Here is a 23,407-nt window from a genome sequence, read left to right as displayed (position 1 = left end):
ATGAATCCCACTGAATCGCAGCAAAGCGGCACGACCGAGACCGTCGTGCTGGACGCCCGCCAGGGCAATCATGACAGCAGCAGCGACAGCGTCTACGCGTCCCTGTGCAGCAAGATCAACCTGAAGCCCATCGCCGAAGCGCGACCGCTCCTGGCCTTCCGCGACAACGACATGCTCTCTGAAGCGTCGGCCGACGAGCGTATCGCGCGCGGCATGGGCGCATTCCTGGATCTCGTGAGCAAGGCGAGCAAGCCGGTCGACCGGCTCGACAAGTCGCTGCTCGATTTCCACATCGGCCAGATTGACCGCCAGATCAGCCGGCAGCTCGACGCAGTGATGCATACGCCGGAATTTCAGGCGCTCGAAGGTCGCTGGCGTGGTCTCAAGATGCTCGTGAGCCGGACAGACTTCCGCCGCAACGCGCGCGTCGAAGTGCTTGACGTGTCGAAGGAGGCACTGCAGCGCGACTTCGAGGATACGCCGGAGATCATCCAGAGCGGCCTGTACCGCCTCACCTACATAGAGGAGTACGACACGCCGGGCGGCCAGCCGATCAGCGCGATGATCAGCGACTACGAGTTCGCGAATACGCCGCAGGACGTGGCGCTGCTGCGTAACGTCTCGAAGGTGCAAGACGAGAACTATCTTGTTGAAGGTCAAGCCGAGTGGGTATCGGACGAGTGCGCCAAGCGTCGAACGCAATGCTGCGCCGCAGTATAGATTTTTTCGACGGGATTTCGGCGAAATTTGGCACCGACGATATTGCGTTCCGTTATCTTTTACTCCCGCACAACAAGTTTGCGAACTGAATGCCCGCAGTTCGTAAGAGCTGCTTATAAACAGGTAAACCCAAGCTTAGGGAAAGCGGCGCAGGAATCGGTTGATGTACCGTCGTTCACATGAGGCGACGTGTCGATAGGCCCTCCCGATACCGCCTGCCCGCGAATAATGCCGCATCCGGCGCGGGTCAGTGCGAAGAACCTGAGAGTACCAATATGCAGAACCTGTCTTACGGCCAGATTTTCCAGGGAGACTCGCCACTGCTGGTTGTTACGCCGCACACGGGAACGTCTGTTCCGGCGGAGTTGCTCGTTAATCCAGCGTGGGTATCGGTCGAGGGTCGTCTGGCGGACCCGTTCGGAGCGATTCTGAAGCGTGCCGCCTTGAAACGGGGCATCACATGCGTTTCCGCCCGCTATCATCCCTGCGTCATCGACTTTAACGTCGCGCTCGACAGCCGCCCGCTGTCGTCAAGGCTCAATAGCGCCGGGCTGTGCAGAACCCATACTTCGCGAGGCGAGGCTCTGTACATGGAAGGGCGCGAGCCGACCGAGGCGGACGTGAGCGCGCGCGCGGACGAGTACTGGAAGCCTTTTCATGCGGCAGTCTCAAATGAACTCTTGCGGCTGCGTAGCCTGCACGACCATGTTCTGCTCCTCATGTCGCATGCAAGCTCATGGCTTTCGCCGTATCGGGAGCAGCCGGGCGTTGCAGAATGTAATATAGGGACCAACCGTGGCGCAGCCTGCGACAGAGCTCTGGTGGCCGCCATGACGAAATCAGTGCAGGAATTCAACCGGTCTTGGGTAGTCAACGGGAAGCTCGCAGACGCGTTTGCCGCGCAACACTACGGCATGCCTCTGGACGGCGTACATGTGATCGAGGTCGAAGTTGCTGGCCGCTGGCGTCTCGATTGCGAGTCGCCGGACGCCAATCATGTCCCGGCGGGCGATGATGCTGCGCTGGGCAACGCATTGAATGCGCTGGATGCGGCAGTGAGAAAGATGCCCAGAAATGGACAGGTCACTCATGTCGGCTTCGCGCCCGAAGTGCGCTAAAACAATGCGTCCGGGGATGCCACGTCCCCGCCCGCCGACTAACCGGACTTCGCTGTCACTCGCCGCCGACCATGAAAGAGAGCGTACCCGAACAGTATCCTGACTGGGACCTGCTTGCCAGTTGGGTGGCGGTGGTCGAGGCTGGTTCCATCTCAGATGCGGCAAATCGGCTCGCCATCTCCCAGGCAGGAGTCTCGCAGCGCATCAAGGCGTTGGAGACGATTCTCGACACCACGCTTCTCGACCGTGCGACGCGTCCTGCCCGGCCGACCGCGGCGGGCCAGCGGCTCTTCGAACACGCGACTGTCCTGTTGCAGGGCGCGGACCAGATGGTCGAGAGCGTACGCAACGTGACTCGCGCAAAGCGCGTCGTTGTCCGGTTAGGTTGCGTGGACTCGTTCGCGGCGACTATCGGTCCAATCATCATTAAGGCGTTGACTGGTACATCGCATCAGATCCGCCTTTGGTCCGGCATCACTCCCACGCTCGACGGTCAGCTCGAAGCGCGCCAGCTCGACATGGCAGTCACGACCACCGGGCTCACGCAAGCGCCTGGTATTCGCAGACAAAAGCTTTTTTCCGAGCCTTACTTCGTCGTCCTGCCAAAGAATTTCGAGGTCGACCATTTCTCGACCCTTGCTGATCTGAGCCGGCATCTGCAGTTCATCCGGTACAGCGCTCGCTCTGTCATTGGCCAGCATGTCGATGCCTATCTGGCTGCCAACTCGGAGAACATCGAGCGGACGTGCGAGTTCGACGCGACCGATCCGATGCTGAGTCTTGTCGCTGCGGGCCTTGGCTTTGCAATCACCACGCCACTGTGTGTCTGGCAGTCGCGCCACTATGTCCCGGATTTGCGGGTTGTTCCGCTGTCGGCCTTCTCGCACCACGGGCGCGCCTATACAGGCCTTAGCCGTTCTTTCTTTCTTGCGTACCGGGAAAACGAACTGGGTCACCTCCCTACGGACCTATACGACCTGCTTCGACGAGCCTATGAGCGACAGGTCTCGCGCGACATCGCGAAGGCGCTATCCCTGAAGCCCGAAGATGTTTGCCTGCCGGAAGACCAATAGTCGAAGCAGTCTCGCTACTGGCCACTGTTGACGATTCGCTCAGGTTCGGCTTCCAGATCTCCCGGTGGCATCGCTCACTGCGGGCTTCGCTCTCGTGTCTGCATGCTCAATCCAATCCTCCATACGGCAATGTCGCTCGGCGTGTCCTGAAGGGGTAAGTCGATCGAATTTCGCTGAACGATCGTTCAGTGATTGCTGCCACTGAATCAAAGCATAAGCGCTGCTGATATTGAACGGCTGTTCATTGGCGTGGCGGAAAGTTACCGTCACGGCCGCCGGAGCATGGCGCTGGAAGAGAAAAAAGTGTTTTTGACGCGCTGTGCTTCGGATCTATAGTGACGCACGAGCAATGTTGGATTTGAACATATGTTCAGGTATCGAAGGCCGGTTGCGTTCCGGATGCCTCCATAACCATGTCAGATTCAATTCATAACGGCAGGTTGACTAAAAAGCCGTCCGTTTTGCAGCGACTACTCTCGAAAGTGTAGCTCTCCGTTGCAGCAAGTTTGGCCGCAAAGCCCCGTCCGATAAGGGAAAACCCGCGATGCGAGCTGGGTTTGCCGGCGGTTCACCGAATAGATTTATTTAAAGGAGTAGGCGTGATCTCAGGTCCTCAATTCCCCTTGCCGGCTAACGAGCCGGAAGTGCATTTCGGCCGCGGAACGTCGGCTGCCAGCGAACTGACGAAAGCACTCGAGCAACGCGACGTCGTTGAAATTCCGACCGTCATTGGCGGCAAGCGCTATTTCTCGAACGAAGTCGTGGAAGTGCGCGCGCCGCACGACCACCAACGATTGCTCGCCCGTATTCATCGACCGTCTGAAGCCCAAATCAACGAAGCCATCGCCAGCTCGAAGGCGGTCGCGCGAGATTGGGCGAATCTGACGCACGCAAGTCGCGCGACCATTCTTCATCGGGCGGCGGAAATCGTCGCGACGCGCTCGCGCATGAAGATTAACGCGGCAACGATGCTGGGCCAGAGCAAGACTGTCGAAGAAGCTGAACCGGACAGCGCCTGCGAACTCATCGATTTCCTGCGCTTTAACGCCTATAACGCGCAGCGCGTGTACGCAGAGCAGCCGATCTCAGTTGCCAGTGCGGTGAACCGCATCGATTGGCGTCCTCTGGAAGGATTCGTTTACGCCGTCTCGCCGTTCAACTTCACGGCTATCGGCGCAAACCTGTCGACCGCACCCGCAATCATGGGTAATACAGTTCTATGGAAGCCGTCCGAGAAGTCGGCGTTGGCCAACTACATTTTCTTCGAAGCGCTCGAGGAAGCGGGCTTGCCGCCGGGCGTCATCAACTTCGTGCCGGGCGACGCTGAATTGACCACGCGCGTTGCGCTGTCGTCGCGCGATCTTGCGGGTATTCACTTCACCGGTTCGTCCGCTGTGTTTCAGTCGTTGTGGAAGGGCGTCGCCTCGAAGGTCGATTCGTTCCGCACAATTCCGCGTCTGGTCGGCGAGACTGGTGGCAAGGACTTCGTTCTGGCGCACGCATCGGCCAACGCTTCCGAAGTTGCAATCGCATTGATTCGCGGCGCCTTCGGTTATCAAGGTCAGAAATGCAGTGCGGCATCGCGCGCTTACATTCCGAAAAGCCTGTGGGGTGCAGTCGAACAGGAACTGCGTGACTGTCTCGCGCAACTCAAGGTGGGTGATGTCGCCGACTTCAGCACGTTCATGGGTGCGGTGATTTCAGAGGCGTCCCATCAAAAGCTCAGCCGCGTGCTTTCCGCAGCGAAAGAAGACCCGGCGGTCAAGGTTGTGTCGGGAGGCAAAACGTGGTCCGAACCGGGCTACTTCGTCGAGCCGACCGTGCTTCAGGTTTCCGACCCGAAGCATACGTTGATGACCGAGGAGTTCTTCGGTCCGATTCTGTCGCTCTTCGTGTACGAAGACAACGCGTGGTCAGAGACGCTTGAACTCATCGACGCGACGAGCCCGTACGCCTTGACCGGTTCGATTTTCTGCACTGACCGCTTCGCGCTGCATCAGGCAGAAGCCGCACTCGTCAATGCAGCCGGCAACCTCTATCTGAACGACAAGCCGACCGGCGCAATGATTGGTCAGCAGCCGTTCGGCGGTGGCCGGGCAAGCGGTACCAACGACAAGGCCGGCTCGTACCTGAATCTGCTGCGTTGGGCATCACCGCGAACGGTTAAAGAAACCTACATGCCGCCGCGCGAATGGCAGTTCGGCGCGTAAGCGTGATTCACGGCTTGTTCTGAGGAAAATTTCGATGTCGACCATAGTCTCTTTCAAGAACGTCCAAAAGACCTACGACGGCGAAACGCTTGTCGTAAAGAACCTCAATCTCGAGATTCAAAAGGGCGAGTTTCTGACAATGCTCGGACCGTCGGGGTCCGGCAAGACGACCTGTCTGATGATGCTGGCCGGCTTCGAAACTGCCACTCACGGCGAGATTCTTCTTCAGGGGAGGCCGATAAACCGGATTCCTCCGGAGCGTCGCAACATCGGGATGGTGTTTCAGAGCTATGCGCTTTTCCCGCACAAGTCAGTCGCTGAAAACCTGGCCTTCCCGCTCAAGGTGCGCAAAGTGTCGAAGGATGAAATCGCCCGGAAGGTGAAGCAGGCGCTGAGCATGGTGAACATGGAAAAGTTCGCCAACCGGATGCCCGGCCAGCTTTCCGGCGGCCAGCAACAACGTATCGCTGTGGCTCGAGCGCTCGTATTCGAACCAGCGCTTGTCCTGATGGACGAGCCGCTGGGGGCGCTGGACAAGCAACTGCGTGAGCAGATGCAGTACGAAATCAAGCAGATTCACGAGCAAAGCGGCTTGACGGTGGTCTATGTGACTCACGACCAGAGCGAGGCGATGACCATGTCGGACCGCATCGCCGTGTTCAACAACGGAATCATCCAGCAACTGGCGTCGCCGCCGGAACTCTACGAGAAGCCTGAGAATGCTTTCGTGGCTCGCTTCATCGGCGAAAGTAACGAACTCAAAGGTGTCGTGGCGTCCGTTGACAGCGAATCGTGCACCGTCAAGCTCGATGGCGGGCACAGCATCAAGGCAAGCACTGGAGCCGCCGTTTCAGCTACTGGCGGCGCGAGCGTTTCGCTGAGACCGGAACGAATTGCAGTCGGGGAATTGGCTCGCTCCTGTGACAACGTCTTCCACGGCGGTGTCAAAGACCTGATTTATTACGGCGACCATCTCCGGGTAGTCATGCAGGTATGCGGGCGTAACGACTTCGTTGTGAAGCTACCCAATGATGGCGTTGCACGTCAGTTGCGTATCGGCGATTCGGTCGATGTCGGCTGGATGGCAGACGCCTGCCGAGCCTTGCAGTAAATGACGGACAGTAGCTACTGACTTACTCTCTGAATCTCTCTTAAACCGATGGAGTCGTTGAAATGAAGTTCAATCCAATGTTAGCTGTACTTATCGCATCGTGCTGTGTCGGCACGACGGCTTCCGCTGCGCAGGTAACGTTCGCCTCCTGGGGCGGAGCATGGCAAGACGCGCAGGAGTCCACAGCCGCCAGGCCGTTTGCTTTGCAGTCGGGTGTTCAGCTCAAGTCCGATACCTACAACGGCGGCATTGCGCAGCTGCGCAGCCAGGTACAGACGAATAATGTGACCTGGGACGTCGTGGACATGCAACTGGCGGATGCCATTCGGGCATGCGACGAAGGCTTGCTGGAAAAAGTGAACCCCGCGAACCTTGCTCCGGCAAAAGACGGTACGCCGGCGAAGAACGATTTCATCCCCGGAGCATTGTCGGACTGTCTGGTGGGCAACATCGCCTGGTCGACGCTCATTACCTATAACAAGGACAAGTTCAAAGGTCACGAGCCGGCGAAGATTGCCGATTTTTTCGACCTGAAAAAATTCCCGGGCAAGCGCGGCCTGCGCAAGTCGCCTGAAGGCGCGCTCGAATGGGCTCTTCTCGCGGACGGTGTCGCCCCGGCCGACGTCTATAAGACGCTCGATACCCCGGCGGGACTGAGTCGCGCGTTCAAGAAGCTGGACACGATCAAATCGTCCATCGTCTGGTGGGAAACGGGCGCGCAGCCGGCGCAACTTCTCGCGGACGGCGAGGTGACGATGACCAGCGCCTACAACGGCCGGATCTATAGCGCGATGATTACTGACAAGAAGCCGTTCGGCTTCATCTGGGACGGCCAGGTCAAGAACATCGAGGGCTACGTCATCGTAAAGGGTTCGAAGAACCTCAAGGCGGCACAGGATTTCATCCGTTACGCCACTCAGGCCGACGTCCTTGCAAAGCTCGCACCGCTGACGGCATATGGCCCCGCGCGCAAGTCATCGATCCCTATGGTCGATGCAAAGGTCGCTCCTTACCTTCCGACTGCGCCTGGCAATCAGAAGGGCGCAATTGATGTTGACACGGCTTTCTGGGCGGACCACTCAGACGACCTGAATCAGAAATTCGCCGTCTGGCTCGGTCAGAAGTAACTGATCAGCGTAGCAATAACGAGGAGGGCGCGGTAGCGGCCGCTGGAACCATGATGAATATGCCTAGTGACTTTGCGGTCCACGTGAATGGGACCGAACAAGCGGTAATTGCGGATTCGAAAAGCCTGAAGGCGAAGCTTCGCCGTTCGGAGCGCGCGGAGCGAATCAGAGCAATGCTGCTTATTTTCCCGCTGCTTGCGTTTCTTCTCCTTACCTTTCTCGTGCCCATCGGCAGCTTGCTGATGAAGAGCTTCCGCGACCCGACAGTTTCGCAGGAATTGCCTCACGCGGCGGAACTGCTGCGTGAATGGGACCCCTCGTCAGGCAAGCTTCCTGACGAGCCCGTATTCAATGCGTTCGGACAAGACCTGCTGACAGCAAAGGGCGGTGAAGGGGTGAGCCGAGTCGCCTCCCGGCTCAATTATGACGAGGCCGGCATGCGAAGCCTCGTCATGAAAACCGCCCGGCGCCTGGGCGAAAGTGGGTCAGGCACATGGCACGAACGTCTGACGGCCATCGACTCGCGGTGGGACGATGTCGGTACCTGGTCGACGGTGAAGTACGCCTCTTCGACCTGGACGCTCGGCTATTACCTGAAGGCGTTCGATTTCAAGCGCGATAGCAGCGGTGCCGTCGTTCGGCAACCCGAAAGCGAACGCCTCTACGTCAGCGTTTTTCTGCGCACTGCGTGGGTGAGCCTCTCCGTGAGCGCACTGTGTCTGCTGTTCGGCTACCCAGTCGCTTACTTTCTGGCGAACATTCCGGCGCGCTACAGCAACATCTTCATGATTATGGTGTTGTTGCCGTTCTGGACTTCGATTCTCGTGCGTACAACTGCGTGGGTCGTCGTGTTGCAAACGAACGGCGTCCTGAATGACGTGCTGATACGGCTGGGGCTGACGAAAACGGGATTCGCCCTGATTTACAACCGCTATGGTGTGCTCATTGCCATGACGCACATTCTTCTTCCGTACGCGATTCTTTCGCTCTACAGCGTGATGAAGGGCGTTCCGAATATTTATGTGAAGGCTGCCAGGTCACTGGGCGCGGGTCCGATCCGCTCCTTCTTTCAGGCCTATTTCCCGCAGACATTACCGGGTGTCGGCGCTGCGGGGATGCTTACGTTCATCCTTGCTGTTGGCTACTACATCACGCCTGCCATCGTCGGTGGTCCGGATGACCAGTTGGCAAGTTACTACATCGCCAATCATGTGAACAACACGCTGAACTGGGGACTGGCGAGTGCGCTGGCTTCGATCCTTCTCGCAGGTGTGCTTCTCGTGTATGCAATCTTTGTCCGAATGACCGGCGGTGCCGGCGTCAAACTGGGGTGACGACATGTTCAACTTTCCAGCGTATGTGACGGTCTGGGGCAGGCTCGGCAGGCTCGCGCATGTAGGACTCTCACTTCTGGTGCTGGTGTTTCTGATTTCGCCGGTGCTAGTTGTGATGCCGCTTTCGTTCAACTCACAACCTTATTTCACGTACCCACTTCCAGGCGTGAGTCTGCGTTGGTATCACGACTTCATTAACAGCCCGGAATGGATGCTCGCGCTCAAGAACACACTGATTGTTGGCGTGGCGTCGACGCTTCTCGCCACAGGACTTGGTGTAACCGCGTCGTTGGGTCTGATGCATCCGCGACTAAAGGGGAGATCGTTGATTACGGGCGTACTGGTATCGCCGATGATCGTGCCGGTGATCATCACCGCAGTCGGCGTCTACTTCGCCTTCAGCCCGTTCGGCCTCACCAACAGTTTGACGGGGCTGACGCTCGCGCACGCCGCGCTTGGCGTTCCTTTTGTGGTGGTCACGGTTACTGCGACGCTGGCTGGATTTAACGACACACTGACGCGGGCAGGCAGAAGCATGGGTGCCTCTCCTGTACGCGTGTTCCTTCAGGTCAAGTTGCCCATCATCGCACCGGGTGTCATTTCGGGGGCCTTGTTCGCCTTCGCGACGTCATTCGATGAAATCGTTGTCGCACTGTTCCTCACCGGAACCGACCAGCGCACCGCGCCACGGCAAATGTGGTCGGGAATCAGAGAACAGTTGAGCCCGACGATTCTGGCGGTGGCCACCGTCCTGGTTGTCATCTCAACGCTGCTACTCCTGACGTTGGAAATGCTCCGCCGTAGAACCGAACGGCTTCGTGGAAGTGCCGGCGCAAACTAACTACGGCCTATGGCCGCTTTTTGAGCCTTCTTTACCGGGTCATCTCAACATGTTGTCGGAAATCAAAGCAATGCCGAACGTTGTGCCGAGTCTCAGCGTTTTGCGTCAGAAGATTGCGGATGCGTCCAATCTCAGCGAAGAGGTCGCTGTTCAGCCGATGATGCAGGCCGCCCGAATGGATGCGCCTACTCTCAAGACGGCTCAGGAACTCGCAGCGCGGCTCGCCCAAGGTGTGCGAGACGCCCGCATCGATGCGGGAGGCGTGGATCTGCTGACGCAGGAGTTCTCGCTCGATAGTCGCGAAGGCATTGCACTGATGTGCCTCGCCGAAGCGATGCTGCGTATTCCCGATACCGAGACCCGCAACCAGCTGATTCGGGACAAGATTGTCGATGCGGACTGGCGCGCCCATATCGGCAAGTCGCCGTCGCTATTCGTCAACGCCACTGCATGGGGGTTGCTTGTAACGGGAAAACTGCTGAAGCAACCGGACGAGAAGGCTCTGACGGAGGCGTTAATGAACGTACTCCGTAAGGGCGGCGAAGCGGTTGTCCGTGCAGGCGTCGCATACGCGATGCGAATGCTCGGCAAACAGTTCGTGACCGGCCAGACCATCGAAGAGGCAATCGGTGCAGCCAAAGGCCGCGAATCCGGAGGCTACCGCTATTCGTACGACATGCTGGGCGAAGCCGCACTGACAGACGAGGACGCTCAGGCATATTTCGAATCCTATCGGCACGCCATCGAGGCAATCGGTCAAGACGCGAAAGGCCGAGGGCCGATTGACGGGCCGGGAGTTTCAGTCAAGATTTCCGGTCTGCATCCACGATATGAGCTGGCGCAACGAGAGCGCGTCCTCGTCGAGCTTTATCCACGTCTGCTGCAGTTGGCCGAGCTCGGGAAGAAATACGGCATCGGATTCCACCTCGACCAGGAAGAGTCCGCGCGTTTCGAGCTCACGCTCGAGATGCTCGAGCGTCTCTGCACGGAGCCGAGTTTGCGAGGTTGGAACGGTATCGGAATCTCGCTTCAGGCCTATCAGAAACGAGGTCGCGCCGTCGCCGACTGGATCATTGCGCTTGCGCGCTCGACCGGACGCCGAATCAACATCCGCCTCGTGAAGGGCGCGTACTGGGACACTGAAATCAAACAGGCGCAGGACGTTGGCGCGGTTGGCTACCCGGTCTTCACGCGAAAAGTCCATTCTGACGTGAGCTATATTGCTTGCGCGAAGGCACTGCTCGACGCACCGGACGCCATCTTTCCGCAGTTCGCCACGCACAACGCCTTTAGCATCGCAGCGGTGCACACTCTGGCGGGTGACAAGGAATATGAATTCCAGTGCCTCCATGGCATGGGCGAGACGGTGTACGACCAGGTCGTCGGCCCATCGAAGCTCGGACGTCCGTGCCGGATTTATGCGCCGGTGGGTCCGCATGCGACGCTGCTCGCCTATCTCGTTCGTCGGCTGCTTGAAAACGGCGCTAACTCGTCGTTCGTGAACCAGATCGTCGACCCGGCAGTCAGCATCGCCGACATCGTCGAAGACCCGATTGCCAAGGCTGCACGCACTGGCGGAAAACCGCACGCGGGTATCGTCGCCCCGGCTGGCGTCCTGCCTGGTCGAGTCAATGCCGCGGCACTTAGCTTCAGCGGTTCTGCCGGGTTCGAGTCGGCGCTCGTCGACCTGCGCACGAATCGCATCGCGGCTGCGTCCATCGTTGCAGGCGTTCAGGAGCCGGCAACGGACGCGACAAAGCTCGTCTACAGCGCTGCAGACCAGTCCGAACCGGTAGGCACAGTCGCAACATCGAAACTGGCTACCGTGGCCGAAGCGCTCGCCGCTGCGACGCTCGCGAACGCGACGTGGGGACATACGTCGGTCAATGCGCGTGCGTCTATCCTGGAGTCGATTGCGAATGAACTCGAGCGAAAGGCTGCGCGCCTCGGAGCGTTGCTCGTCCTCGAGAACGGAGCGACTCTGGCCGATGCGGCCGACGAGGTGCGCACCGCCGTCAACCTGTGCCGCCTGTACGCGTATCAGCTGAAGGCGGACACCAGGCTGCAGTCCGCCGACGCGTTGGGAATCGTCGTGAGCCTGTCTCCGGTCTCGTCTGCGCTGTCGGCGCTAGTCGGGCAGATTGCCTGCTCGCTCGCGACGGGTAATGTGGTGATTGCAAAGCCGTCATCAAGCGCCAGCCTGATTGCATATGAAACCGTTCGGCTGGTCCTCGCGTGCGGTGTCCCCGAGGGCGCATTGCAGCTGCTTCTGGGTGACGGAACAACAGTAGGCCGAGCGTTGGTGGCGGACCGACGTGTTGCGGCAGTGCTCTTTTCGGGCTCGGTGGAAACCTCCCGATCGGTAGCCGTCCAACTCGCGGAGTCGCCGCATTCGCCGAAGTTTTATGGCTCTGTAGCAAGCGCCAATTCGATGATTGTCGATAGTTCCGCTCTCCCCGAACAGGTCATTTCGGACGCCATGATCTCCGCGTTCAAGGGAGCGGGCCAGACAGCATCATCGTTGCGAATTCTTTGCCTGCAGGACTCGACAGCAGAGAAAGTTCTTCGCATGCTCAAAGGCATGCTTAGCGAACGCGTAACGGGGGACCCGCTCGATATCGCGACCGACGTCGGTCCAGTTGCGACGCGCTCCATGCAAATGCGGGTGGAAACGTACCTGGAGCGTATGAAGGGTCATGGCTTCTCCGTCACTCGCGGCAAGCTCCTGGGCAGTTACGGCAAAGGCAACTTTGTTGCGCCGGCAATCGTCGACATCAAGGATCCTGCTTCGCTGTCGAACGTCGACCTCACGGTAGCAGGACCCGTGTTGCATGTGGTCCGCTGGAAGACCGGCGAAATGGATGCTTTGGTCGAGAGGCTGAACAAACTCGGGTGCGGCGTGCAGGGCTTGCATACCCGTATCAATGAGGCGGTGGGCAAGCTGTTGTCCAGGACCCAGGCCAACAGTGTTTGCATCAACCGCTCAATGCACAGCGCGTTCGTCGGTATGCAGCCTTACGGCGGTGTCGGCGCCTGTGGAACGGGCCCCATGGCAGGAGGGCCGCTGACGCTGTTGGCACTCACGCGAAGCGTGCCGGCTTCGTACACATCGGCGAGCGGCCCGTTCGCTGCGTCGGGGACGTTGGCAAGCGAAAAGTTCTATGAGTTCCCGGTTGCAGGAAACGATGGAAAACTGCGAAGCCGCCGTGACGTTCTGCAGCAGGCGCGCACTGCGGGGAAGCGCAAACTGGATGCGCTGACAGCACTCGCATCCGAGCGACGCTTGACTATGGATAGCGGCACGATCGCAATCACGAGCCGGCAACTGAAGAGCATTATCGATGAACTTGAGCCGCTGACGCTTCCTGGTTTAAGCGGTGAAGAGAACACGGTAGAACTGTTGCCGCGGGGTCAGGTCTTCTGCACCGGCGAAACGGCGAGTTCGATCGTCGCACAAGCGATGTTGGCTTCGGCGTTTGGCAATGAGGTGGTCTTGCTCAAGTCGTCGGTGTCCGCGGACGTGGCAAAGGCACTCGCTGGCGGCTGCCGCATTGTTGAATCGGAGTATGCCGGGCGAGTCATTCGCGGCGAAATCGATGGGGTGAAACCCGTCGTCGTACTGGCAGAACAGAAACAGGCGAACGCTGACTCCATCCGAGAGGCCGCGGCTCAAAGTCAGGTAGCGGCCGTCTTCGCCGATACCTCGGGGCAATATGATTGGACGCAGGTCGTTCGCGAGCGGGTTACGACCGTGAACGCGAGCGCGGCCGGGGGCAATACGCAATTGATGGTCTTGAGCGAAGATGCATTTTGAGTGCTTTTTCCAGGTCCAATCTCCAGCGTTTGATTTCCCCGGGAGAACATTGACATGACCGTCGGCGCTGATCATGAGGAAGCCCGCCCGCTCTTTGGCCTTAAGGTCACGAACGGGCGCCGCTGGTATGCAATTGATGCACAGGACTGGCAGCCCATGAAAATCGGCGACCGGGTTCTTCCTGGCTACTTGTGGATACCCGTCGCCGATGACGAAAACGGTGCGTGGTCCAGCTACTGGATGCGGGTCGACGCGGGCGCTAGTTCGCCGGAGCACCAGCATGACTCCACGGAGCTAGTGATGGTAATGAACGGTGTTTTCACGGACGATGACGGGGCGGACTTCCTGCCCGGTCAAACGGTGACGTATCCCGCCGGCTCACGGCACAGTAGTTCTTCGAGAGTTGGATGTACGGTGCTCGTTGTTGCCCACACCGGTTCGAAAATCGTGTCATGACGGTTCTGCAATCGGTGCTCCGCTAGCTGGAGTCGCCGCTTCTAACAACGGCGGATCCAACCATTCCCTCGAAAGAAAACATCAGCAGAGATAAAGCTGTGATTGAACCTGATTTCCAATTTCACCAAGGCACTTTGCCATTGCTGATTTCAATTCCGCATCTTGGTACTGAAATACCGGACGCTATCCGAAGCCAGCTTGCAGAAATTGCCTCGGAAGTGGCGGACACAGACTGGCACCTGGATAAGCTATACGAATTCGCCAGATTGTCGGGTGCTTCCTTACTGGGCGCTCGATATTCACGCTATGTAATCGACCTTAACAGGCCGGCGAGCGGCGAGAGCCTCTATCCGGGACAGACGACGACAGGTCTTTGCCCGACTGAGACCTTCCGCGGTGTGCCTCTGTACCGCTCCGGGACCGGACCGGACAAGGAAGAACTGAACTCCCGGCTGACGACATACTGGACCCCTTACCACACGAAGCTGCGTGAAGAATTGCAGCGCCTGAAGGCGCAGTTCGGTGTTGTCCTCTTGTGGGAGGCTCACTCGATTGCCAGCGTCTTGCCGCGACTGTTCGAAGGAAAGTTGCCGGACCTGAACATCGGAACGAACTCTGGAGGTAGCTGTGACTCGCGGATTCTAGACGCCGTCAAAGAGACGCTGGCAGGTCAACCGTTCACTTGGGTGGCAAATGGCAGGTTCAAGGGTGGGTACATCACTCGCGAGTACGGGCGCCCGGACGAGGGTGTGCATGCAATCCAGCTCGAAATGTGCCAGTCCACATACATGAACGAAACCGCGCCGTTCGATTACAGGCCAGACCTGGCCGACAGGGTAGTGCCGGTGGTACGGCGAATGGTGACCGCGGCTGTCGACGCAATGCTCGCGATACCGGTCTAATCAGGAAGTCTTCCGCCTTTGCCAGCCACGTCGTCGCGCCGGCAACAAGTCTGAGTTTGCCCCGCTCAAAAAAAGAGCCGTCTCCCCGATAATTTCGCAGAGACGGCCAAAGTTCCAGCTCCAGGAGAAGCGATTCTTCTCAGCAGCGCTTACAGCGACTGTGTCAAGGCGGGCAAGACCTCGAACAGATCGCCGACGAGACCGTAGTCCGCAACGCCGAAGATAGGTGCGTCAGCATCTTTATTCACTGCAACGATGACCTTCGAATCTTTCATACCGGCCAGATGCTGGATAGCACCCGAGATACCGACAGCAATATAGAGTTCCGGTGCGACGATTTTGCCAGTCTGGCCGACTTGCCAGTCGTTCGGGGCATAACCAGAGTCCACCGCTGCACGAGATGCTCCAACGGCGGCGCCGAGCTTTTCCGCCAAGGGGTCGAGAAGAGCAAAGTTGTCCTTACTGCCCAAACCTCGGCCACCAGAGACGATGACTCGCGCCGCGGTGAGTTCGGGCCGGTCATTAGCTGCGACTTCACGACGGATGAAAGTCGAAAGGCCGGAGTCGGCAATAGCGGGTGCAGTTTCGATGGCGGCATTGCCGCCCTCAGCCTGCGCTGCATCGAATGCCGTGGTGCGAATGGTCGCGACTTTCACCTTGTCGCCCGACTGCACGGTTGCGATAGCGTTTCCCGCGTAGATGGGGCGCTGGAACGTATCGGCGGACTCGATAGCAATGACGTCGGAGATCTGCGATGCGTCCAGTTTCGCTGCCACGCGCGGCGCAGTGTTCTTACCAGCAGCGGTGGCCGGGAAAAAGACATGTGAGTAGCTATCTGCCAGGGCCACGACTTGAGCCGCCACGTTCTCCGCCAGGCCGTCCGCGAACTGCGGTGCATCGACGAGAATAACCTTGTCCACGCCGGCGACCCTGCTAGCCGCTTCTGCTGCATGTTGCGCGCCGCTGCCAGCGACGAGGACGTGGACGCCATTCGAAAGTTGCTTCGCTGCGGCGATGGTGTGGAGCGTCGAACTCCTGATTTGAGCGTTATCGTGCTCGGCAATAACAAGCGTGGTCATTTAAATCACCTTGGCTTCAGTTTTCAGTTTCTCGACGAGAGTCGCGACGTCCGGCACCATGACGCCGGCCTTGCGTACGGCAGGCTCGACGACCTTAAGCGTCTTGAGACGCGGCGACGGGTCGATGCCGAAGTCGGAAGGTTTGACCACATCGATGGGCTTCTTCTTTGCCTTCATGATGCTCGGCAAGGTCACGTAGCGCGGCTCGTTCAGGCGCAGGTCCGTGGTCACAATCGCCGGCAAACGCAACGAAACGACTTCGAGGCCGCCATCGACTTCGCGTGTCACCGTTGCCGTGCCGTCATTGATTTCGATGTTGCTGGCGAAGGTGGCTTGCGGCCAGTCCAGCAGAGCAGCGAGCAACTGACCTGTCTGACCCGCGTCGTCGTCGATTGCCTGCTTGCCGAGGATCACCAGTTGAGGCTGCTCTTTTTCAACCACCGCCTTCAGTAGCTTTGCTACGGCAAGCGGTTGCAACTCTGCGTCCGTCTCGACCAGAACTCCGCGGTCTGCGCCGATCGCCAGTGCCGTGCGCAGGGTTTCCTGGCTTTGCGTCAGGCCGCAGGACACGGCAATGACCTCGGTTGCTTTGCCGGCTTCCTTCAGACGCGTCGCAGCTTCGACCGCGATTTCGTCGAAAGGATTCATGGACATCTTGACGTTGCCAATGTCCACGCCGCTCTCGTCGGCTTTGACCCGGACCTTAACGTTGTAGTCGACGACGCGTTTTACTGCGGTGATAACTTTCATCTCATCTTCCTCATCATTTCAGTCGTTTATACGAACCGTGACGGCTCGATAGTCACGAGCACTGCGCGATTCATCTGTCCGCGCAACAGAGAGGGCACTTCTGTTGGCACCAGTCGAAGGGGACGCGTAACCTCATTGATGACAAGCATCTGCCCTTGTTCGAGGGTGCCACTCAGGTGCGTATCGGGTTCGGAGTATGTGCATCCGCAATCGAGTGCGACAACGACCGCCGCGCAGTTCGGCCGAACCACAATCGGGTCCGCGATGGTCCAAACTCGTGTCCGGTACTGGCCTTGCGCGCACATCACATTGAGAGCAGTGACCGGGCCGTCTACGAGCGATGCATTCCATGCAAGGTCCCCGTCGTATTCGACCGCTTTAAACGGCTCGAGCCGAACAACCGCGTTATGGTCTCGAAGCGTCACGCCGTTGCCGCGAAGCACCAACGAGGTTCGGGAGACGCCCTCAAAGCGCGAGTACGGACCGTCGCGCTCGACTTCGGCAAGACTGATCCGCCATTGACTGCCTCCCGTTGCAAGGGTCCTAGTCACCCCGCCGCCGTTCCGCCAGGGCTCACTCGGAACCGATGCGATGGGGCGCACATCGATTGCAGACATGCGCTTATCCTCAGGACACCGCGCCCAGACCGTATTTACCGGTCAGCAGTTCGCCAGTCGTAAAGCGTTCAATGGAATAGGGCCTCAGCGACACATCGGTTGGCAGGCCGAGCGCTTCCTGTGCGAGGACGCGCCCGACTGTCGGCGACAGTTTGAAGCCGTGACCCGAGAAGCCGTAGCCGACCACCAGACCTTCAATTCCGGGCAGCTTGCCGAGCACCGGGTTCCAGTCCGGCGTCACGTCATAGACACCCGTCCACGACGAAGCAATCCCTGCGGTTTCATATTCCGGGAAGCGCTCTGCGACCTGGGCACCGACTTCGACGACGTAGTCCATCGGAATGTCGCCTTGTTCCGTTTCGGTCGTGTTGAGCTTCTCACCAACCACGCCCTCACTGACGAGCATCTGGTTGCCGCCATAGCTGCGGTAATAGAGCATGCCCGGCGATGCAAGGTCCTTGAATACCGGCATCGAGAACGTGTATTTCGCGGCTTCGCATTCGAGCGCGAGTACAGCATGGCGCTCCGGCATGACGGGCAGTGATTTGCCGGTCCAGCCAGCCAGTTCAGGGGTCCAGATGTTTTGTGTGCTGATGACCGTCGGCGTTTTGAAGTCGCCGATGCTCGTGGAGACGCCAACGACCTTGCCGTTTTCAATCAGAATCTTGTTGACCGAAGCGTTCTCGCGAATCGTCACCCCTCCGCGGCGCGCGGCGCGAGCGAAGCTTGTCGCCACCAGATAAGCGTCGGCAAACCCGGCTTCGGGCTCGTAGCCAATCAGAGCGGCGTCGCCGAACTGCGCGATGGGAAGCAGCTCGCTCGCCTGCTTCGCGTCGAGCAGTTCAAGCGGAATTCCTTGTTCTTTCTGCTGATTCAGCGACGCGCGCAGCGGCTCGATCTTGTCGCCCTCCGCGGCGACAATCATGTATCCGCACTTGACGAGCCCGCACGACGCTTCGTCATCGCCAAGATAGGACGCGAAGTTGTTGAAGACATCCCATGATTTGCGCGCCAGCTCGACGTTTTCCTTCACCGAGTAATGGGTGCGCAAAATCCCCGACGATTGCGACGTGGTTCCGGCCCCAATCGTGCCGCGATCGAGCACGAGTACATTTTTTGCGCCTAGCTTTGCAAGCTGAAATGCTACCGAACTGCCGATAACGCCAGCTCCAATCACGACCACATCATATGTATTCACTTTCAGCGTCCTTTTGTGCAAGGTATAGGTGCAGTGTGATGCGGCAAAATGCGGAGGCCGGAAATATAAGCGCATACGATTTTTAGCAGAAGCACCCGTCAGGGTGCGGTATCCGTTCTGGTCCGCGCCCATTGCAATCATCCGTCGTTGGCCAGCACGCGTGCTATCGAAACGCGCTGCTTCATGCCGCCAGAAAGCGCGCTCGATACCCTCCGCAACCCATGCTGCAACCGCCGATAAATTCCGGCGGCAACCAAACGCGCGATTGTGTGGAGCATAAGAAACGGTTATGTCGCGAAGCGCCCGGTTTTGGAGTTCTACGATGATTCGAACCTGAGAAGCGGTGACTGCCGCGCTCAGCGTTGAACGGCAGCCGGCGAGCTGATGGCTTACGTCGCGCTGGCGATACGCGAACCCTGCAATAAAGCGCCTTTTTCACATGAACACACAGACTCTCGTCGAGAAATTCGGTCCTCGCGAATCCATGGAATATGACGTCGTCATCGTTGGCGGTGGCCCGGCCGGACTGTCCGCCGCAATACGGCTCAAGCAGATGGCTCACGAGCGCGGCATCGAACTCAGCGTTTGCGTTCTCGAGAAAGGTTCGGAGCTTGGCGCCCATACCCTTTCCGGTGCAGTGATGGACCCGCGTGCGCTCAACGAGCTCATCCCGGACTGGAAAGAGCGGGGAGCGCCGTTGGACGTGGAAGTGACGGAAGACCGCTTCCTGTTCCTGTCGGAGAAAGGTGCGCGGCAGGTTCCGAATTGGCTCCTGCCTGATAACTTCAGGAATCACGGCAACTACGTCGTGAGCCTGGGTAACGTAACCCGTTGGTTGGGCGTGCGCGCCGAGGAACTGGGCGTCGAGATTTTCGCCGGATTCCCCGCTGCGGAAGTTCTTTACGGCGAGCGAGGCGAGGTTCTCGGCGTTGCGACGGGCAACATGGGGCTCGGGAAGAATGGAGAGCCGACCGATGCTTTTCAACTGGGCATGGAACTTCATGCCAAGTACACGATGTTCGCCGAAGGAGCTCGTGGACATCTCGGCCGTCAGTTGATGGAACGGTTCAGGCTGAACGAGAGCGCTGACCCTCAGGTCTACGGACTTGGCATCAAAGAGTTGTGGGAAATCAACCCGGCGATGCACAAGCCCGGCCTGGTAATACACACGGCAGGCTGGCCGCTCGAGAACGACACGTACGGTGGCTCGTTTCTTTACCACCTGGACAACAACCAGGTGGTTGTCGGTTTCGTAGTGGGTCTCGGCTACACAAATCCGTTTCTGTCGCCTTTTGAAGAGTTCCAGCGGTACAAGACACATCCGGCAATCCGCAAGTTTCTTGAAGGCGGCAAGAGGGTTTCGTATGGCGCCCGCGCCATTGCCGCCGGCGGCCTTATGTCTCTGCCCAAGCTCGTGTTTCCCGGCGGGGCGCTGATTGGATGCAATGCGGGCTTCCTCAACGCTTCGAGAATCAAGGGCAGTCACGCCGCGATTTCGACCGGAATGATGGCGGCTGAGGCTGCGTTTAACGCTCTTCAGTCAGGACGTCAGCACGATGTGTTGACTGAGTATCCGGATGCCTTCGACCAGTCGTGGTTGAAGCAGGAACTGCACCGCGCCCGCAACTTCAAGCAATGGATGAGTAAGGGGCTGCTGGCCGGAACATTCATGGTCGGGCTCGAGCAGAAACTGCTTGGTGGGCGGGTGCCGTGGACGCTGCATCACCAGCATTCGGATAACGAGACCCTCAAACCGGCCGCCGAATGCAAGTCGATTGTTTATCCGAAGCCGGATGGGAAGCTTACGTTTGACCGCTTGTCATCGGTCTTTCTATCGAACACCAACCACGAAGAAAATCAGCCGGCGCATCTGACGTTGAAGGATCCGTCCGTGCCCGTCGACGTGAATCTCGCAAGATACGCGGGGCCAGAGGCAAGATTTTGTCCCGCCGGAGTCTATGAGTTCGCAACAAATAATGAGGGCAGCGAGCAGCTCGTAATCAATGCGCAGAATTGCGTGCATTGCAAGACCTGCGACATCAAGGACCCGACTCAAAACATTGTTTGGGTCACGCCAGAGGGCGGTGGCGGACCGAACTATCCAAACATGTGACCCTTGCCCGACCTGGATCCTGACGGCCTCGATCCGTCCGAACCTGCGCAGACGAACTATCAAAAACTGCTGCTTCAGCCTACGGCAATGATCACGTTTGGCCGACGGCCCAGGACATTCCCTATGCCGCGCTCCCGCTGCGCTAGAACTCCGGGCGAGAAGCACCGGTCCTGTCCCATCTCTCTCGCCGTCGACCCGCGCACAGCGGGGCTGCGAGCGCATTTCATCCTCGGCACCTCTCTCCTGCAACCACTGCACAAGTGCGATGCATTACCAAAGGTATGGGAAAGTGCCCACAAGATGTAGCTGGATGGCTCAATTTGGCTTGCTACGCTGCAATCATTGCATTAGGCACCAAGGACCGCACTATCGGCGCACGGATGTTCTGCTCATCGTGCAATGAATAGTGACTTCTTCGACGCTGCTCTCTCGCGACAGTCGCCTTCGGTTCGCGCACCCACAGCTTCGAGATGAAACTGGCTGAGGATGTCCGGCGAGAGCAAAGGCACCTTCGAGAGCTGGTCTGTGAAGGCTAACGCGTCGAGCGCTTCAATTTGTTGAACTTGCCAGTTGGGATGACAGTATGGCTCCAAACCTGACGTTCGCGCCACAAGACGTAGTCCATCCAGGCGCAATCAACGCGGACGATGTTTCCGCGTTGGCGAAACCCTTCGCAGTTTCAGGGACCGACATTCTTACCGTCAGAAATCTGTCGAAAATCTTCGGCCCGAAGCCCGAGCGTGCAGCCGAGTTGATGAAGCAAGGTCTTGGGCGCAACGAAATTTTCGAGCAGACCGGCAACATGGTAGCGGTCAAAGACGTCAGCCTCAATGTCAAGGCCGGAGAAATTTTCGTCGTGATGGGCCTCTCAGGCTCGGGTAAGTCGACGCTTGTGCGTCTGCTCAATCGGCTGATCGAACCAACGTCCGGCCAGGTCATTCTGGAAGGGCGCGACATCGCACCCATGTCGACACTGGAACTGCGTGCTGTCCGCCGGGAAAAGATGGCGATGGTATTCCAGTCGTTCGCGCTTCTGCCGAACCGCACGGTGCTCGATAACATCGCTTACGGACTCGAAGTTGCCGGCCTGAAGAAGGCGGAGCGGTACGAGATCGCGCTTGCTGCGCTGACGCGGGTCGGTCTGGGCACATATGAAAAGCTGCTCCCCAGCGAACTCTCTGGCGGCATGCAGCAGCGGGTAGGTCTTGCACGTGCGCTTGCGGTGAATCCTTCAGTGCTTTTAATGGACGAAGCGTTCTCGGCGCTCGACCCGCTGATTCGATTCGAAATGCAGAGCGAGCTTCTACGGCTTCAGAAGGAAGAGCAGCGGACAATCGTCTTCATTTCACACGACATTGAAGAGGCCATCAAAATTGGCGGCCGGATCGGCATCATGAAGGACGGTTGCCTGATTCAGGTCGGCACGCCTGCAGAGCTTATTCAGTCGCCTGCTGACTCTTACGTGCGTGACTTCTTCCGCAATGTCGATGTTTCGCGGTTTCTCAAGGCTTCCAGTCTCATGACCGAGGTCGATCGGCGACTGATTTCTTGCGACGTCGCGACGCCCTCGGAGCGTTACCTCAATCAATTGATCGATAGCGGCGTCGAATGCGGCTATGTATGCGATGAATCGGGCCGATACCAGGGCTGTGTCACACCAGCCTCCCTGCATAAGACCGGTACGCGGCCCGTCCGGGAAGCATTGCTCCGGGACGTGAGTTCCGTTGAGCTGGACGCGGACTTGCATCAGCTGGCTGCCATCGCGTTGAGCCAGGAACACGACGTACCCGTCACTGACACGACCGGAAAGCTCGCCGGCGTGGTGTCGTGCCGGACGATACTCAAGCAGGTTATGGAACGGAGAGCAGCATGAACTCGTCAGTGATCGGCCAATCAGCGGAAGGCGCCGTCAATTTTCTCTTTCAGCATTTCCGCGGCGGCTTCGACGCTTTCTCGGCCGCACTGGGTACGGTAGTGAAGCTGCTGGAGAACGGACTGGCTGCAGTTCCATTCGTTGCCATGCTCGTGATCCTCGTGGCATTTGCATTGTGGCGACGCGGTGTCGTGTTTTCTGTCTTTGTCGGCATTGCACTGCTGGCTATCCATTACATGGGGCTGTGGACTCAAACCGTCTCGACCCTGGCTCTCGTTATCGCGGCAACGTTCTTCAGCCTGGTAATCGGTGTGCCTCTTGGCATCTGGGGCGCGCGAAACAGACGGGTGGAAATGATCCTGCGCTCGCTGCTCGACTTGATGCAGACAATGCCGGCATTCGTCTATCTGATTCCGGCGGTCATCCTGTTTGGATTGGGACGCGTCCCGGCAGTCATTGCGACCATTGTCTTCGCCATGCCGCCCGTCGTACGTCTCACGACTTTAGGCATCCGCCAGGTGCGCGAGGAGTTGCTGGAGGCGGGCCGCGCGTTCGGCAGTACGGATTCGCAGCTTCTGTGGAAGATCCAGTTGCCGAACGCAATGCCGTCAATCATGGCAGGTGTGAATCAGACCATCATGATGGCGCTTTCGATGGTGGTGGTCGCATCGATGATCGGCGCCGGCGGATTGGGCGAGTACGTGCTGAGCGGCATTCAGCGTCTCGACATCGGGATTGGTTTCGAAGGCGGACTGGGAGTGGTTTTGCTTGCAATCGTACTGGACCGTCTGACGGAAAGTTTCGGCGTAAAGGCAAAAAAGGCCAAAAGAACAAAGCCCGGCACACGAACCGCGAAGGCGGGTAGCAATGCCGCGGCACGAACCTGACTGATGGCTGCGCGTGTCAGCGCTCGCGCGGAAAGGCGACTGCGGTGAAGTTTGACTAGAGGGTGTTAGGAACTTGAATAGTCTGTGCGACATGTACAAGCATGAGCATGGCGAAGACAACGAAGTGTAGGCCGGCCAATGTTTCGGGCAGGCGTTCGTAATCTCGCGCCAGTCGCCGGAATCG

General features: G+C 58.6%; 17 protein-coding genes and 1 pseudogene. 14 read left to right on the top strand and 4 right to left on the bottom strand.

Features of this window, described 5'->3' with window-relative positions:
• From C0Z16_RS28475 to hutG, 11 genes and pseudogenes are all read left to right on the top strand, one after another.
• Positions 1–630, top strand: a pseudogene (locus tag C0Z16_RS28475) (type VI secretion system contractile sheath domain-containing protein); the annotation flags it as partial.
• Positions 631–995: 365 nt separating this feature from the next.
• A complete protein-coding gene (locus C0Z16_RS28470) occupies positions 996–1,838 on the top strand; it encodes an N-formylglutamate amidohydrolase (protein ID WP_102635394.1) in 843 nt (280 codons plus the stop codon).
• A 71-nt stretch (positions 1,839–1,909) separates the two neighbouring features.
• Positions 1,910–2,911 (top strand): LysR family transcriptional regulator, encoded by a 1,002-nt coding sequence (locus C0Z16_RS28465; protein ID WP_102635393.1) that lies wholly within the window; start codon positions 1,910–1,912, stop codon positions 2,909–2,911.
• Positions 2,912–3,510: 599 nt separating this feature from the next.
• Positions 3,511–5,121, top strand: coding sequence for an L-glutamate gamma-semialdehyde dehydrogenase (pruA, locus tag C0Z16_RS28460; RefSeq protein ID WP_102635392.1), 1,611 nt, complete (start codon positions 3,511–3,513; stop codon positions 5,119–5,121).
• A 34-nt stretch (positions 5,122–5,155) separates the two neighbouring features.
• Entirely contained in the window at positions 5,156–6,232 is a 1,077-nt protein-coding gene (locus C0Z16_RS28455) for an ABC transporter ATP-binding protein (protein WP_102635391.1), read from the top strand.
• 62 nt (positions 6,233–6,294) lie between these two features.
• Positions 6,295–7,359, top strand: coding sequence for an ABC transporter substrate-binding protein (locus C0Z16_RS28450; protein WP_244201388.1), 1,065 nt, complete (start codon positions 6,295–6,297; stop codon positions 7,357–7,359).
• 173 nt (positions 7,360–7,532) lie between these two features.
• A complete protein-coding gene (locus C0Z16_RS28445; protein WP_244201387.1) occupies positions 7,533–8,693 on the top strand; it encodes an ABC transporter permease in 1,161 nt (386 codons plus the stop codon).
• A 4-nt stretch (positions 8,694–8,697) separates the two neighbouring features.
• Positions 8,698–9,534, top strand: coding sequence for an ABC transporter permease (locus tag C0Z16_RS28440; protein WP_102635449.1), 837 nt, complete (start codon positions 8,698–8,700; stop codon positions 9,532–9,534).
• Positions 9,535–9,604: 70 nt separating this feature from the next.
• Entirely contained in the window at positions 9,605–13,348 is a 3,744-nt protein-coding gene (gene putA, locus C0Z16_RS28435) for a bifunctional proline dehydrogenase/L-glutamate gamma-semialdehyde dehydrogenase PutA (RefSeq protein ID WP_244201386.1), read from the top strand.
• Between the two features lie 54 nt (positions 13,349–13,402).
• Positions 13,403–13,804: a cupin domain-containing protein gene (locus C0Z16_RS28430; RefSeq protein WP_102635390.1), complete on the top strand. Its 402-nt coding sequence runs from the start codon at positions 13,403–13,405 to the stop codon at positions 13,802–13,804.
• Between the two features lie 98 nt (positions 13,805–13,902).
• Complete coding sequence (gene hutG / locus C0Z16_RS28425) at positions 13,903–14,706, top strand: N-formylglutamate deformylase (RefSeq protein WP_102635389.1); 804 nt, start codon at positions 13,903–13,905, stop codon at positions 14,704–14,706.
• 149 nt (positions 14,707–14,855) lie between these two features.
• On the opposite strand, the gene C0Z16_RS28420 is transcribed toward hutG, so the two are convergent.
• Genes C0Z16_RS28420 through C0Z16_RS28405 form a run of 4 tightly spaced genes read right to left on the bottom strand, consistent with a single transcriptional unit; the run spans position 14,856 to position 18,350 of the window.
• Positions 14,856–15,785, bottom strand: a complete 930-nt coding sequence (locus tag C0Z16_RS28420) for an electron transfer flavoprotein subunit alpha/FixB family protein (RefSeq protein WP_102635388.1) — start codon at positions 15,783–15,785, stop codon at positions 14,856–14,858.
• Positions 15,786–16,535, bottom strand: a complete 750-nt coding sequence (locus C0Z16_RS28415) for an electron transfer flavoprotein subunit beta/FixA family protein (protein WP_102635387.1) — start codon at positions 16,533–16,535, stop codon at positions 15,786–15,788.
• A gap of 26 nt (positions 16,536–16,561) precedes the next feature.
• Positions 16,562–17,152: a HutD/Ves family protein gene (locus C0Z16_RS28410; RefSeq protein ID WP_102635386.1), complete on the bottom strand. Its 591-nt coding sequence runs from the start codon at positions 17,150–17,152 to the stop codon at positions 16,562–16,564.
• A gap of 10 nt (positions 17,153–17,162) precedes the next feature.
• Positions 17,163–18,350, bottom strand: coding sequence for an NAD(P)/FAD-dependent oxidoreductase (locus tag C0Z16_RS28405; RefSeq protein WP_102635385.1), 1,188 nt, complete (start codon positions 18,348–18,350; stop codon positions 17,163–17,165).
• A 439-nt stretch (positions 18,351–18,789) separates the two neighbouring features.
• Between C0Z16_RS28405 and C0Z16_RS28400 the strand changes: the two genes are divergently transcribed.
• The 3 genes from C0Z16_RS28400 (at position 18,790) to C0Z16_RS28390 (ending at position 23,223) form a co-directional block, all read left to right on the top strand.
• Positions 18,790–20,463 carry an electron transfer flavoprotein-ubiquinone oxidoreductase gene (locus C0Z16_RS28400; protein WP_102635384.1) on the top strand — a complete coding sequence of 558 codons (1,674 nt, stop codon included), beginning with the start codon at positions 18,790–18,792 and terminating at the stop codon, positions 20,461–20,463.
• Positions 20,464–21,046: 583 nt separating this feature from the next.
• Entirely contained in the window at positions 21,047–22,336 is a 1,290-nt protein-coding gene (locus C0Z16_RS28395) for a quaternary amine ABC transporter ATP-binding protein (protein ID WP_102635383.1), read from the top strand.
• Positions 22,333–23,223: an ABC transporter permease gene (locus tag C0Z16_RS28390; RefSeq protein WP_102635382.1), complete on the top strand. Its 891-nt coding sequence runs from the start codon at positions 22,333–22,335 to the stop codon at positions 23,221–23,223. The genes C0Z16_RS28395 and C0Z16_RS28390 overlap by 4 nt, the downstream gene beginning before the upstream one ends.
• The last annotated feature ends 184 nt before the right edge of the window (positions 23,224–23,407 follow it).

This window comes from Paraburkholderia rhynchosiae (assembly GCF_002879865.1).
Classification (GTDB): domain Bacteria; phylum Pseudomonadota; class Gammaproteobacteria; order Burkholderiales; family Burkholderiaceae; genus Paraburkholderia; species Paraburkholderia rhynchosiae.
This window is presented reverse-complemented; position numbering and strand designations above follow the sequence as displayed.